This window comes from Rhodococcus antarcticus (assembly GCF_026153295.1).
Lineage (GTDB): Bacteria > Actinomycetota > Actinomycetes > Mycobacteriales > Mycobacteriaceae > Rhodococcus_D > Rhodococcus_D antarcticus.
In genome coordinates this window covers 3,594,629-3,608,934 of record NZ_CP110615.1, presented here as the reverse complement: position 1 = coordinate 3,608,934, position 14,306 = coordinate 3,594,629, and the positions used below count along the sequence as shown (strand labels likewise).

At 71.5% G+C, this 14,306-nt stretch carries 8 protein-coding genes; 4 read left to right on the top strand and 4 right to left on the bottom strand.

Annotation, left to right across the window (positions count from 1 at the left end):
- Positions 1-4: 4 nt before the first annotated feature.
- From RHODO2019_RS17570 to RHODO2019_RS17560, 3 genes are read right to left on the bottom strand one after another with little or no spacing between them, the layout of a single operon-like run.
- Positions 5-3,334 carry a TM0106 family RecB-like putative nuclease gene (locus RHODO2019_RS17570; protein ID WP_265382987.1) on the bottom strand — a complete coding sequence of 1,110 codons (3,330 nt, stop codon included), beginning with the start codon at positions 3,332-3,334 and terminating at the stop codon, positions 5-7.
- A 36-nt stretch (positions 3,335-3,370) separates the two neighbouring features.
- Positions 3,371-4,027 carry a Fic family protein gene (locus RHODO2019_RS17565; RefSeq protein WP_265382986.1) on the bottom strand — a complete coding sequence of 219 codons (657 nt, stop codon included), beginning with the start codon at positions 4,025-4,027 and terminating at the stop codon, positions 3,371-3,373.
- 2 nt (positions 4,028-4,029) lie between these two features.
- A complete protein-coding gene (locus RHODO2019_RS17560) occupies positions 4,030-4,362 on the bottom strand; it encodes a type II toxin-antitoxin system VapB family antitoxin (protein WP_265382985.1) in 333 nt (110 codons plus the stop codon).
- Positions 4,363-4,503: 141 nt separating this feature from the next.
- On the opposite strand from RHODO2019_RS17560, the gene RHODO2019_RS17555 reads away from it, so the two are divergent.
- Together RHODO2019_RS17555 and RHODO2019_RS17550 are read left to right on the top strand one after the other, a co-directional pair.
- Entirely contained in the window at positions 4,504-5,451 is a 948-nt protein-coding gene (locus RHODO2019_RS17555; RefSeq protein ID WP_265382984.1) for an ERCC4 domain-containing protein, read from the top strand.
- A gap of 374 nt (positions 5,452-5,825) precedes the next feature.
- Positions 5,826-6,314 (top strand): hypothetical protein, encoded by a 489-nt coding sequence (locus tag RHODO2019_RS17550; RefSeq protein ID WP_354005551.1) that lies wholly within the window; start codon positions 5,826-5,828, stop codon positions 6,312-6,314.
- Between the two features lie 287 nt (positions 6,315-6,601).
- On the opposite strand, the gene RHODO2019_RS17545 is transcribed toward RHODO2019_RS17550, so the two are convergent.
- On the bottom strand, positions 6,602-8,440 hold the full coding sequence (locus tag RHODO2019_RS17545) for a lipase family protein (RefSeq protein WP_265382983.1): 1,839 nt from the start codon (positions 8,438-8,440) through the stop codon (positions 6,602-6,604).
- A 329-nt stretch (positions 8,441-8,769) separates the two neighbouring features.
- On the opposite strand from RHODO2019_RS17545, the gene RHODO2019_RS17540 reads away from it, so the two are divergent.
- Positions 8,770-10,626, top strand: coding sequence for a DNA/RNA helicase domain-containing protein (locus RHODO2019_RS17540; RefSeq protein WP_354005550.1), 1,857 nt, complete (start codon positions 8,770-8,772; stop codon positions 10,624-10,626).
- 439 nt (positions 10,627-11,065) lie between these two features.
- Positions 11,066-14,224 carry a DEAD/DEAH box helicase gene (locus RHODO2019_RS17535; protein ID WP_265382982.1) on the top strand — a complete coding sequence of 1,053 codons (3,159 nt, stop codon included), beginning with the start codon at positions 11,066-11,068 and terminating at the stop codon, positions 14,222-14,224.
- The last annotated feature ends 82 nt before the right edge of the window (positions 14,225-14,306 follow it).

The window sequence follows — 14,306 nt, the reverse complement described above, 5'->3', positions numbered from 1 at the left end:
CCGCTCAGCCGCACCCCTCCACGAACGAGCACAGGGTGGAGATCAGCCGCATCTCCTCCACGTCGCGGCCCCGGCTGTTCAGCAGCTCCTCGGTGCACACCAGGTAGGCCAGGCACCGGGCGCGGCTGACGGCCACGTTGAGCCGGTTGCGGGAGAACAGGAAGTCCGCCCCGCGGCTGATGTCCGCCGCGGAGGAGCTGGTCATGGTGAAGAACACCACCGCCGCCTCCCGGCCCTGGAACTTGTCGACGGTGCCCACGGCCAGCCCGGACGTCGCCGGGTCGGCGTCCAGCCGCTCGCGCAGCAGGTGCACCTGGTCGTTGTAGGGCGCGACCACGAGGATGTCGGCGGCCTCCAGCTGCCCGCGCACCCCGGCCGCGTCGGTCCACCCCACCTGCAGCAGCCGGGCGATCTCCGCGGCCACCACCTCCGCCTCCTCGGGCGCCTGCGTGCTCCGCCCGACGTGCTCGGCGCGCAGCCAGCGCAGCCCGGTGCCCAGGTCGGTGGACTGCGCCGCGCAGCTGGGGTGGGTGGTAAGGCGGCCCTCGTAGATCTCGGTGGAGATGAACGTGGCCACGTCCGGGTGCATGCGCCGGGTCTGCGCCAGGAACACCCCGCGCTCGGGCGGCATCGTCGCGTCCTCGCCGAGCAGGTGCTCCAGGACGCTGGCCCCGCTGCCGCCGGGGTGCACGGCCTGCGCGACCTGGGGCAGCTGCAGCGGGTCGCCCAGCAGGATGAGGGTGCGGGCCGAGCGGCAGGCGGCGAGGGCATCGGCCAGGGCCAGCTGCCCGGCCTCGTCGACCAGCAGCACGTCCACCGGGGCGTCGGCCATGTCGTTGCCGGCGAACAGCCACGTCGTGCCCGCGACAACGTTGTACTTCGCGTTCGCGGCCGCCTTCCCGTTCGCGGCGTGGGCGACGCCGCTCAGCGCCCCCATCGGCGCCCGAGGCCCACGCTTCACCGCCCGCAGCACCCCCGGGTCCACCTCCCGCACCACGGCCTCCAGCAGGTTGTCGATCGCGCTGTGGCTGAACGCGGTGATGCCGACCCGGAGTCCGGCCCCCACCAGTGCCTTCACGAGCTTGGCGCCGCGGTAGGTCTTGCCGGTGCCGGGCGGGCCCTGGATCGCGACCAGGGACCCGTCGAGCCGGGTGGCCCAGGCGAGCATCTCGTCGAGGTTGTCGCTGAACACCCCGCCGGGCGGGCCACCGCCGTCCACGAAAGCCGGGAGGTCGCGCCGCAGCAGGGCCATCGCGACGGGGTTGGGCGCGCTGCCGCCGAGCACCTCGGTGGCCAGCTCGTTCAGCGCCTCCGGCTTCGGCTTGGGCTGCACGTAGTCGTAGCGCACCACCTGTTCCGGCAGGCAGCCGAGCTCCGCGCTTTTCTCGTTCCAGACCAGGTCCAGTTCGCCGGCCTCGAGCCGGGCCACGGACCCGTAGACGGTCTGCCCCTCGGGGGTCAGGTAGATCAGCGAGTCCCCGTCAGCGAACCCGCTGACGTCCTGCTCCGGCACGGTGAACCGCATGACCGGGGTGATGGGCTTGCCGGTCTTGCCCACCCGCTCCTCGAGCCCGACGCACACCAGCCCGGCCACGGCCTCCGGGTCGTCGAGCAGGTCCTCCGGTGCCGCCGCGCACCGCGCCCGCAGCGGCGTCACGTACGCGGAGTGCTCCCGGCGCCAGTAGCCGAGCACGTCGCCCAGCAGGTGCTCGGTGCTGCCCGGCCCGGAGGCGTGCAGCGCGGCGACCATCTCGTCCAGCTCGGGTAGGAAGCTGTCGGGCTCGAGCTCGGCGGCGCGCCAGGGCAGGTCGGCGGGACGGTGGTCGACGAGCCAGTCCCGCAACGCCCGGGTGGCCCGCACGTCGTCCTCGTTGTAGTCGGCGATGCGGTCCAGCGCGGTGGCGCTCCCCGTCGTCGTGTACTCCTCGTACTCCAGCACCGCCCCCGCACCGGCCTCGACGTCGTGGCCGCGCTCGTAGCTGGTGAGCCGCTCCAGGTGCTTGAGCCCGTAGGACTCGGTGCCCACCTGCACGGCGTTGCGGGCCACGAGGAACAGGTCGACGAACGCTCCGGTGTCGACCAGCTGCGCCAGGGTCACCTCGCCCACGCCGTAGGTGGTCGCCAGCCGCTCCAGCGACGACCGCTCGGTGTGGTTGTAGTGGTAGACGTGCATGCCCGGGTGGGCGGCGCGGCCGGCGGCCAGGTGCTCGATGAGGGCGAGCGACGCGGCCTGCTCCTGCTCCTGGGTGTGCGCCCACCAGGTGCGGTAGGCCCAGGTGCTCACCGAGTCGCGCTCGATGAGGCCGAGCAGGAAGAACAGCCCCGTGTCGGCCCGCCAGAACGGGTGGCCCTCGAAGTCGAGGAACACGTCCCCGTCGTCGGGCTCGGGCAGCTGGGCGAAGCCGTGCCCCCACGTCGGGTCCTCCCCCGGCTCGACGAGCAGGTACGGCGGGTGGGCGCCCTCGGTCTCCCGAGCCCGGCGCTGCAGGGCGGCTTGGGTGACCAGGCGCTGCCGCCGCTGCGGGCCCAGCCCGTCGACGTCGGTGGTGCGCACGGCCAGCGCGGCCAGGGTGTCGACGCCCGCCAGCTCGAGGGTGTCCCGCTCCGGGGCGCGCAGACCGGCGACGTAGACCAGCGAGTCCTCCGACCGCCACTGCGCGTCGCACACGTCGACGAAGGTGCAGAACGCGCAGTGCTCGCACGGCTCCGGGGTGGTGGCCAGCAAGTCCCCCGGGGCGGCCAGCACCGTGGCGAGCTGGTTGCGCAGCCGCCGCCAGTACGCGCTGAAGTCGCCCACCCGCAACGTCTCCACCACCCCCGAGCCCAGCCACAGGTGCATCCAGGCCGGGCGGGTACCGGTGGCCGCGGCGATGGCCTCGGCGTAGAAGCACAGCTGCAGGACGTGGCCGGGCTTGGCCTGCGCGCGGGCCAGCTTGGCGTCCACCGGCTCCCAGCTGACCCGGCCCTCGGCGTCGACGGTGCGGAGCAGGAAGTCGGCGATGCCGCGGATCCCGTCGTGCTCCAGCGGCAGCTGGTAGAGCACGTCGGCGTTGCTGTCGAACACCCCACGGGTCCGGGACACGTGCTGCGCGAACGACTCCCGCCGCTCTCGGTCCGGCACGCGCAGCACCCGCAGGCCCTGCGCCTCGTACGCGGCCAGGCACGCCGCCTCGTGCTGCAGGCCCTTGTCGGCCAGCAGCCGGGCGAAGGCCCCCATGCCCCCGGCCGGCGCCTCGCGCGTGCCGTCGTCGACCTGGTGGGCCAGCGTCAGGAAGTGGGCGCAGTCCAGCCAGGCGGTGATCTTCGTCGGCGTGACGGTGCGCGCGGGGGTCATGGGGACACTGTGCGGGAGGGGCTGACAGCTCCTGCCTCACCGCGTGCCCGGCGCCGCCCGCAGCAGGTCGAGGAAGACCTGCGCCGTCAGCGCGTGGTCGCCCAGCCGCATGCTGCGGTGCGCAGCCTGGGCGTAGTACAGCCCGTCGGGGCGGGGCTTGATCCGGACGAACGGCGGCAGCCCGTAGCGCAGGGCCAACCAGTTCGCCCACACGCGTGCCACCCGGCCGTTGCCGTTCGCGTACGGGTGGATGCGCACCCACTCACCGTGCACCTCCGCGGCGAGCCTCAGCACCGCCATCAGCTCATCACCACCCCGGGGTCGCGCCCCGACGGGGATCACGTCGTCGAGCACCGCCACGGCCGCGGTGACCGAACGCTGGAAGCCACTCAGGGCGGAACGCACATCGGCCGCCGGCACTGCCTGGGCCGTCAGGCGACCGCGGTGGTCGAGCAGGCCCACCTCGTACCCGTCGAGCTCGGGCGTGCTGCCGCGCGGCGCGCCCAGGTACGACTCGAGCGGGACGGAGCCCACTCCGCGGTAGATCGCCCGGTGCCAGGTGTGGGCCATGCCCACGGTAGGCCCGAGGCGTTCGGGCGCACGCCCCACGAGCTCGCGCAGCAGCGTCACCACGTGCGCCGCCACCAGGATCTCGTCGGCCGAGCTGTCCTCGCCCCAGGGCGGACCCGGCACGGTCAGCCCTGCCGGAACGCCGCGAGCACCCCGAACCGGTCGTCCAGGTGCCTCGCGCGCACCGACCGCACGGGCTCCAGACCCGAGCGCTCACCCACGGCCACCTCGGCCAGGTACGCCTCGAGGTCGACCTCCGGCGTGTAGGACTGCACGACGTCCAACGCCGCGACGAGCCGCCGCTCGAGATCGGCGCCGAGCAGGGCGAGCTCGTGCTCGACAGCCTTCTCCGCGATGTCGGTCATCGACGCGCCGGTCTGCGCGGACAGCTCCCGGAGCGCCTCCTTGGTCCGCGGGTTCTTGAACCGCAGCGGCAGCGCGTCTCGGGAGGTGGCCATGGCTCAGTCTCCGTCCGCCCCGCGAGGGATGTCAACACCCACGTTCGACATCCCGCCTGTGCGCGATCCATCCCCGTCGAGCTGTGCTCGTGGGTCATGACGTGCACCGGCCGGTGCACCCCCCTGCGGCAGGATGCCCTCGTGGAGCTGGTGATCGCGCGCAACCCGGACCCGGACAGCTCGCTGCCGTACCTCCTGCTCCTGCCGCTGGGCGACGGGTTGGTGTTCCGCACCAAGGGGACCTGGCCGCGGACGTCGGCGCTGTACTGCCACCCGGTCACCCTCGACGAGTGGCCCGCGGAGCCGGACGTGGTGGAGCGGGTGCCGCTGCGCGCGTGCGCCCGACGGGGTGCGGCGATCGACGTCGTCGCCGACCGGGCCCGCGAGCACCGCTCCCAGGTCGTGTTCACCGTGGCGCGCGGGCGGGAGATGGTGTTCTGGCAGTCCCCCCGCACCCGCAAGCAGGCGCGCCCGAACGTGCGGCTGCCCACCGCGCGGGCCGCCGGCATCGTGGAGCTGGACGTCGTCGTCGATGCCCACGAGCGCTACGCGTACTCCTTCCCCGGCCAGCAGGTGCGCACCACGAAGCGCGCGCTCGCCTGCGGGGACTACGCCGTGGAGCTCGACGGGAAGGTGGTGGCCGCCGTGGAGCGGAAGTCGTTGACCGACCTGGTCTCCAGCCTCACCAGCGGGCGGTTGCGCTTCGCCCTCACCGAGCTGGCCACCCTCGGCCGGGCCGCGGTAGTCGTGGAGGACCGCTACCCGGCGATCTTCAAGCAGGAGTGGGCACAGCCGGCGACGGTGGCCGACGGGTTGGCGGAGCTGCAGGTGCGCTGGCCGACCATCCCGATCGTGTTCTGCGACAACCGCAAGACCGCCGAGGAGTGGACCTACCGCTGGCTCGCCGCTGCGCACGCCTGGGCGTCGGAGGAGCAGGCCGCGGTGGCGCGGATCGGCCCTGCGGCGGTCGAGCTGCCCAGCACGTCCGAGGTGCGGGCCTGGGCGCGCGAGCAAGGGCTCGCAGTGTCCGACCGGGGGCGGTTGCGTCCGGAGATCACCCAGGCCTGGCGGACGGCACAGGGCCAGTGACACCGCGGCTGACGTCCCGATCAACCAGGTAGGACGTACCCCGCCGACCGCCTCTACCCCGTCGTGGCCAGCCGCCCACCGCCACCCTGCGACTGTTTTTTCCGGCATCTGACCATCCGGTCACCGATTGCCCGTTTTTCCCGTCATCAAGCCCCCAAGGCGGTGCTGCCCCGCGATGAGTTTCCAGTTCACGACGAGGAGATCGAGGAGCTCGACGAGGTCCGTTGCCGTCCATGCCCACTACTTCACCGCTGAGCTCTTCACCTGACGGGGTGAAGTGGCGAAGTTGGGTTTAGAGCTGAAGAGTCGGCGCGCTCCGCGCAGATCAGCCCCCGCCCGCACGACTCTGTTCGTGCTGCCCGGGGGACACAGTGGTGACACTGCTGCGCACCACGCCGACGATCCTGCTCGGCATGACCAGCGACTCGATCATCGAGCGACTGCTGGCCGGGATGCTGCGCGGGGTGAGCCCATCTGAGCAGACCTCCTGGGGCCGCAGCCTGCCCGTGCTCGCCGCCGACCTGGCCGACGCCGGCCTCGGCCAGGTGGAGATGCTGCTCGAGTACCAGCTGCCCCTGACCTCCCAGCGCGCCGACGTCGTCCTGTGCGGCACCCACCCGCGCACCGGCGCGGTGTCCTACCTCGTGGTCGAGCTCAAGCAGTGGTCGGCGGCGCGCAGCTTCGAGTGCTCGGTCGAGCTGGTGGACGTGCCGGGCACGCCGGGCGGGCCCAAGCAGCACCCGGTGCGCCAGGTCGAGGGCTACTGCGCCTACCTGGCCGACTTCCTCCGCACGCTGGAGCACCATCCGACCAGGAAGTTGGCGATGCCGCTGATCCCGGTGTGCACCAGGGGCGTCTGGTAGTTCACGTCGTCGTCACCGCTGAAGGTTCCCCTGACCCGAGTCGCCCAGGCTTGGAACGACTCCCGACGCTCCCGGTCCGGCACCCGAAGCACCCGCAGGCCCTGCGCCTCGTACTCGGCCAGTCACGCCGCCTCGTGCTGCAGGCCCTTGTCGACCAGCAGCCGGGCGAAGGCCCCCATGCCCCCGCCCGGCGCCTCGCGCGTGCCGTCGTCGACCTGGTGGGCCAGCGTCAGGAAGTGGGCGCAGTCCAGCCAGGCGGTGATCTTCGTCGGCGTGACGGTCGGGGCTCACCGTCGACCGATTTGACGCCGCACCAGGCTGACCACCGCCGCTCGCGCCGGTCGGCCTTCGGGGATGGCACCTTGTTCGGGCTGCTCCAGCGCTTCAGGTCCCAACTTGTGCAACGTCAGGAAGCCGAGCAGCGACGTCACGAGGGCCAGCGCGCGCTCCCGCTCGGCGAGGCCCGCTGCCTTGGAGTCACTGAATGGCCGCAGGCGCGCGAGCTCCGACGAGAGCGCCGTCTCGAGATTGGTCACGGCGAACCACACGTCGGGGTCACGGGGCAGTTGGAGCAGCTGGAGCGCGCGCTGGGCGGCGACCCGCACTAGGAGGGTCTCGGCCCGCTGCGCGGCCGACACGGCGCCGTGTCCGCTGACGGCCGCGGCGGCAGCTGCAGCCGCACCAGCGCCGGCGAGTCCGCCGAACATCGCCACGCCACCGAGCATCCCGCCCGGACCAAACGCGGCGAGTCCTCCTGCGATGGCCGCACCCCCGAACACCCCCGCGGGCATGGCTACCGCTAGCCCCACCGGGCCTGCCGCGATCAGCGCGAGCCCCGCGGCACCACTCAACACGCGCCCCCACGGCACACCCTTGCGACCGGTGTGCTCGCGCACCTCCGCCAGCGCCTCACCGACCATCTTGCCGAGGTTCGCACCGAAACCGAGCTGGCCCGCGATGTCCAGCAGCGCGGCATCCATGGCCTTGCCGGTGTCGATCTCGTACGGGGTGATGATGTTGGTCTCGGCCAGGGTGGTCAGCCGCAGAACAGCATCTTTCTGCCCCACGTTCTGCGGGACCTGCGGCGGCAGGCCAGAGGCCAACGCCAGGACCTCGCTGGGCACGCCGCGGCGCGCCGAGGCCGCAACCTCGGTCGCCAGGGCCAGCAGGTTGTCCTGGACGAGGCCGAGGGCTGAGCGGTAACGCTCCGCTGCCGCAGCGTTCCCGGTGTGTGCGGCGATCGCGTGACCCAGGGCAAGGCCGAGCAGAACGTTCTCGTCATCCGAGCTGACCGGGAGAGCCAGCTCCGTGGACGGCGTGCCGGCGGCGAGCGTTTGGCGTTCAGTGAACATCTCGCCCACGAGCTCGGCGATCACTGGCTGCTCCAGGTACTTCGCGGCGCCGTGGGCTACGCCGATGTCCACCTCGAAGTCCTGCGCACCGGGAAAGTGCCTCGCCAGCCCACGCCCAGCAGGGACAATGTCGCGAGGCCCGAAGAAGTTGGTCCAGTCGTCCACCCGGGCGTAGGGGAACTTCTTGAGCAGCCGCTCGCTGCTCTTGTGCAGGGAGTCGACGTTCGCGGGGCTGCCGATCGTGATGAAACGGCTGACATGAATTGAGGGCGGTAGGTGATCCAGCAGGTCGATCGCGATGACCGAGCCCAGGCTGTGCGCCACCAGGACAATCTCCCCCCTGGTAGGAATGTGCGAGAGGATCCGCCGCAGCACCGCACCTCGCACGCCCTCGCTGCAGACGTAGTTGTTCACTTGCCGGAGCACACCCAGGTCGACCCCGAGGGCGACATCTGCTCCCGCGCCAACCATGCCGTCCGCGAGATGTCTGAATCCGAAGCCCCGCACTCCCGGTTGTGCACTGAGCCGCCGGTACAACGCCGCCTGGCGACGCTCAAAATCACGGCGTGCGCCATCGTCGTCGTCCACGCGGTACGTCATGGCCGGGACGTCAGCCTCATGGCCGTTGTCCCCCAGAATGTCGGCGTACGTCGGAGCCGCGACCGCCGGCTGCTCGATGGCGGGTATCCCCTGCTGCACCAGACTGCGATTCAAGCTGCTCAGCCAGTCCGAATTTGCCTTGCCGATGCCGTGCAGATAGACGAGCGTTCGCACTACAAACCCCCTGGGCTAGCTCTTTCACAGACGTCACGTCGACACTAGCTATGTCAGACTCGTTCGATGCCCGAGGTTGCGCCCAGGCCATGCGTCGATGACATCTTCACAGGCTCGACCAGCCCACCGGGCAGTGAGTGGAAGCCAGGGTTTCGCTGCACGCCGCTGCAGAGTGCGTGTCCCACTTGCCGGACCGCGCCAGGTATCGCGAGACACCCCGCCCGCTACCCTCACCTCCGCGGCCCGACTGGCTTCCCCCGCTGAGCACGTGAGCACCGGACACGCCCCCACCCGCACGACTCTGTTCGTGCTGCCCGGGGGAACTACTGGTGACACTGCTGCGCACCACGCCGACGATCCTGCTCGGCATGACCAGCGACTCGATCATCGAGCGACTGCTGGCCGGGATGCTGCGCGGGGTGAGCCCGGCCGAGCAGACCTCCTGGGGCCGCAGCCTGCCCGTGCTCGCCGCCGACCTGGCCGACGCCGGCCTGGGTCAGGTCGAGATGCTCCTGGAGTACCAGCTGCCGCTGACCTCCCAGCGCGCCGACGTCGTCCTGTGCGGCACCCACCCGCGCACCGGTGCGGTGTCCTACGTCGTGGTCGAGCTGAAGCAGTGGTCGGCGGCGCGCAGCTTCGAGGGCTCGGTCGAGCTGGTGGACGTGCCGGGCATGCCGGGCGGCCCCAAGCAGCACCCGGTGCGCCAGGTCGAGGGCTACTGCGCCTACCTGGCCGACTTCCTCCGCACGCTGGAGCACCAGCCGGACGCGCTGGCCGGCCTCGCCTACCTGCACAACGCGACCGATCCGGCCGCCACCGCGGACCTGCGCCGCTACCCCGTCTCCACCACCGGCCGGCTGTTCACCGGCGCCGACCGGGGCGCGCTGGTGAGCTTCCTGCAGACCCGCCTGGCCCCCGGCCCCGGCCGCGATGCCGCCGACCAGCTGCTCGGCTCGGCCGTCGCCCCGTCGAAGCAGCTGCTCAAGGTGGCCGCGGACGAGGTGCGCGAGCGCGAGCAGTTCCGCCTGGTGGGCAACCAGCAGCTGGCCGTGGACCTCGTGCGGCACGCCGTCGAGCAGTCCCGTCGGTCGAACACCAAGCGCGCCATCGTCGTGACGGGTGGGCCGGGCAGCGGCAAGAGCGTGGTGGCGCTGTCCCTGCTGGGCGACCTGGCTCGCAAGGGTCGCACCGTCCTGCACGCCACCGGGTCACGCTCGTTCACCCAGACGCTGCGCAAGGTCGCCGGGCACCGCAACCCGCGGGTCAAGGCCATGTTCAAGTACTTCAACCAGTTCATGACGGCCGAGGAGAACGACCTCGACGTGCTCATCCTCGACGAGGCCCACCGCATCCGGCAGACCTCCGTCGACCGCTACACCAAGGCCGCGCTGCGCACCGACCGCCTGCAGGTCGACGAGCTCATCGCCGCCGCGCGGGTGCCGGTGTTCCTGCTCGACGAGCACCAGGTGGTGCGCCCGGGCGAGATGGGCTCGCTGGAGCAGATCACCCGCTACGCCCAGCACGTCGGCATCGACGTCGAGCACGTGCACCTGGGCGAGCAGTTCCGCTGCGGCGGCAGCGAGGAGTACCTGCTGTGGGTGCAGCGCCTGCTCGGGCTCACCGACGACGCGCCCAGTGCCTGGGCCCCGGACCCGCAGTTCGCGGTGACCGTGGCCGACGGCCCCGAGGAGCTGGAGCACCTGCTGCGCACCCAGCTCGACGCGGGCTGCTCGGCGCGGATGTCCGCCGGCTACTGCTGGCCGTGGAGCGACCCCCAGCCCGACGGGACCCTGGTGCCGGACGTGCAGGTGGGTGGCTGGGCCCGGCCGTGGAACCTCAAGGGCGACCGGCGGATCGGCAACGCGCCCCCCTCGGCGCTGTGGGCGACCGACGACGGCGGCTTCGACCAGGTGGGCTGCGTCTACACCGCGCAGGGCTTCGAGTACGACTGGAGCGGGGTCATCCTCGGGCCGGACCTGGTGTGGCGGGACGGCGCGTTCACCACCATCCGCGAGGCCAACCGCGACCCGGACATGCGCAGCCGGACCAAGGTGCCCGAGCCGCAGTTCGACCGCCTGGTCCGCCACGTCTACAAGGTGCTGCTGACCCGCGGGATGGTCGGCACCGTCCTGTTCTCGACCGACCTCGAGACGCAGGAGGCACTGCACGAGCTGGTCCCCCGCTGACCATCCGGCACCACGAACCACCGAGCACGGCCCGACGGGCTTCCGCACGCAATCCGGGGCAGCCGCGCGTCTGGTTGCGCGGCGTCTGGGAACTCGAGCTCAATGACGAACGGGGCGGGGTAGAGCACCATGAGGATCGAGGAGGTGCCGGACAAGTGAATCGTGATCCAACCAGCGTTTCCGTCGCAAGAATTCGGACGTCAGACACCGCCAAACCCTTCAGCTGGGCGGACGTGGCGTTCACCTTCGTCCCCTGCCGCGATTGTGCAACGCCCGAGATGGACGTCATTGCCTGCTTCAACGTCACGGGGTTCTGCCTCGACTGCTGCGGGTGCCCGGATCACAGTCCCGCCACATGAAGCGAGCTCTGCACCATCTCCAACTGGCCTACGTCCGCGCCTTCCTGCACGAATCGGGCGCCGCGTGGTGAGCTCACACCATGGGGGATGACTTGCAGGCCGGCGCGTACGAGTCGCTGCACACGACCGCACTGGAAGCAGCACTCTCGGCGAGCCCGTTCACGCCGCGCTACGCCGCGGTCAGCGGGGCCTCCGCGCCCGAGGTCCTCGCCCGGCACGTCGCCGAGACGCTGACCAGGGCGCTGTCCAGCATGGCCGACCCCGCCGCGCAGATCGCGACGGTGAACGAGCTGCTGACGCGCCTCACTGCCACCCCGGACCCGGTCGTCGCCCTGGAGCAGCTCGTCACGCTCACCGAGCAGGTGTCCTCCGGGGTCCACCGGCTCATCCCCGAGCCGACCATCAAGCTCTCCGACGTCGCCCTGCTCACCAACGCCAAGGACCAGCCCAACCTGGGGGCCGCGCTGGGCTCGGAGCTAGGCAGCGCCGACCGGGTGGACCTGCTGTGCGCCTTCATCCGCTACAGCGGAATCCGCATCATCCGCGACCAGCTCCGGCAGCTCCGCGACCGCGCCGTGCCCTTCCGCGTGCTCACCACCACCTACATGGGGGCCACCGAGCGCCGCGCCATCGACCAGCTCGTGCGCGACCTCGGCGCCGACGTGCGGATCAGCTACAACGCCCGCTCCACCCGGCTGCACGCCAAGGCGTGGCTGTTTCACCGCAGCAGCGGGTTCGACACCGGCTTCGTCGGCAGCTCCAACCTCAGCCACGCCGCGATGGTCGACGGGCTGGAGTGGAACGTGCGCATCTCCGGCGTCGCCACCCCGACCCTGGTGCGGCAGTTCTCCGCCGCCTTCGACACCTACTGGAACGACGATGCGTTCGTCCCCTACGACCCCGACCTCGACGGTGACCGTCTCGCGGCCGCGCTCGACGAGGCGCACGGGCCCGGAGTGCGCCGGCCGGTGGACATCGCCTACCCCCTGGTCCCCCAGGACGACCCCGCCGAGGCGCCGCCCGCCGGCCTGGCCCTCGTCCCGCGGCTCACGGTGGTGCCCACCCCGAGCGGGCCCCAGGTGCGGCCCTACCCGCACCAGGAGCAGATGCTCGAGGCCCTGGACGTGGAGCGCACCATCCACGACCGTCACCGCAACCTGCTGGTGGCCGCCACCGGGACCGGCAAGACCGTGGTCGCCGCCCTGGACTACCTGCGCCTGTGCGAGCGCACCGGCACGCGTCCGACCTTGCTGTTCGTGGCGCACCGGCGGGAGATCCTGCAGCAGAGCCTGCGCACCTACCGCGACGTGCTCGGGGACGCCTCGTTCGGGGAAGAGTTCGTCGACGGGGCCCGGCCCACGCAGTGGCGCCACGTGTTCGCCAGCATCCAGGGCCTCGCCAGCCTCGACCTGGATCCCACCCAGTTCGCTGTCGTGGTCATCGACGAGTTCCACCACGCCGAAGCACCCACCTACCGCCGACTGCTGGACACCCTGCGACCCCAGGAGCTGCTCGGCCTCACCGCGACCCCGGAACGCACTGACGGCGTCGACGTCCGGTCCTTCTTCGACGGCCGGACGGCCCACGAGCTGCGTCTGTGGGACGCGTTGGAGCAGGACCTGCTCTGCCCCTTCCACTACTACGGCATCGCCGACGGCACCGACCTCCGGGACGTGGAGTGGACGCGCGGGGCCTACGACGTGACGGGCCTGTCCAAGATCTACACCGGCAACGACGCCAGAGCCCGTTTCGTCATCAGTGCCCTGCGGGACACCGTCAACGACCCCGGGTCGATCCGCGCCCTGGGGTTCTGCGTCTCCGTCGCCCACGCCGAGTACATGGCCCGGGTCTTCACCGAGGCCGGCCTGCCCGCGCTCGCGGTCTCCGGCACCACCTCCCGCGACGACCGCGACGCTGCGTTCGCCGCGCTGCGGGCCGGCGAGGTGCGCTGCCTGTTCGCCGTCGACCTGTTCAACGAGGGCCTCGACCTGCCTGACGTCGACACGCTGCTGCTGCTGCGCCCGACCCAGAGCGCCACGGTGTTCCTGCAACAACTCGGTCGGGGGCTGCGCCGCACCCACGACAAGGCCTTGCTCACCGTCCTGGACTTCATCGGCCAGCAGCGCCGCGAATTCCGGTTCGACGTCCGCTTCCGCGCGCTCACCGGCGGCACCCGCAGCGAGCTCGAGCGCGACATCCAGGCGGGCTTCCCGTTCCTGCCCAGCGGCTGCCGGATCGTGCTCGACCAGGTGGCCCAGCAGACCGTGCTGGGCAACGTCCGCGCCGCCCTGTCGCTGAACCAGCGCAAGGAGATGGTCTCCGACGTCCGCGCCCACGGCGAGACGACCCTGGCCGAGTACCTGCGGGCCTCCGGGCACGAGCTCGCCGACGTCTACCGCAAGGACGGCAGCTGGACCGGCCTCCGCCGGGCCGCCTCGCTGGTGTCGACGCCGCCGGGACCGTTGGAGACCGCGCTGCTGAAGCGGATGTCTGCCCTGGCCCACGTGGACGACCCCGAGCGGGCCGAGGTGTACCGGCTGCTCACCGGCCCGGGGGCGCCGTCGTACGAGAGCCTCCACCCGCGCTGGCAGCACCTGGCCCGGATGCTGTTCTTCACCCTCTGGCCGAACAGGGGCGGGCACGCGTCCTTCGATGCCGGGCTCGCCACGCTGCGGGAGCACCCCGCGATCGGGGACGAGGTGAGCCAGCTGATGGATGTCGCCCTGGACCGCATCCACCACGTGCCGCAGGCGCTCAGCCCGCTGCTCGCTCACCTGCCCGTGCTGTCCCACGCCACCTACCGGCGCGAGGAGCTGCTGGCCGGGATCAACTGGGCGACCTGGGAGCGCAGTGCCCGCGGCAACATCACCGGGGTGGCATGGTCGGACGACGAGCGGGTGGACGCCCTGATGATCAATCTGCACAAGGACGACGCCGGGTTCAGCCCGACCACGATGTACCGGGACTACCCCATCTCCCGGGACCTGTTCCACTGGGAGTCGCAGAACGCGACGTCCACAACTACTCCGCAGGGCGCGCGCTACATCGACGGCTCTGCGAACACGGTGCTCTTCGTCCGTGACCGCCCGACCGACGAAATGGGCGCTGCCCCCTTCCTCTGCCTCGGCGCCGCCGGCCACGTCGAGCACCGGGGCGAGAAGCCGATCGCCATCACGTGGAAGCTGCAGCGGCCGATGCCGGTGGAGGTCCTACAGAGCGCGGCCGTCGTCGCCAGCTGAGATTGCTCGTCAATCAGGTCCCGCGCCGAGGGGCATACTTGCAAGCATCACCTGATGCTTCTCGTCGTGCTTGGAGGACTCC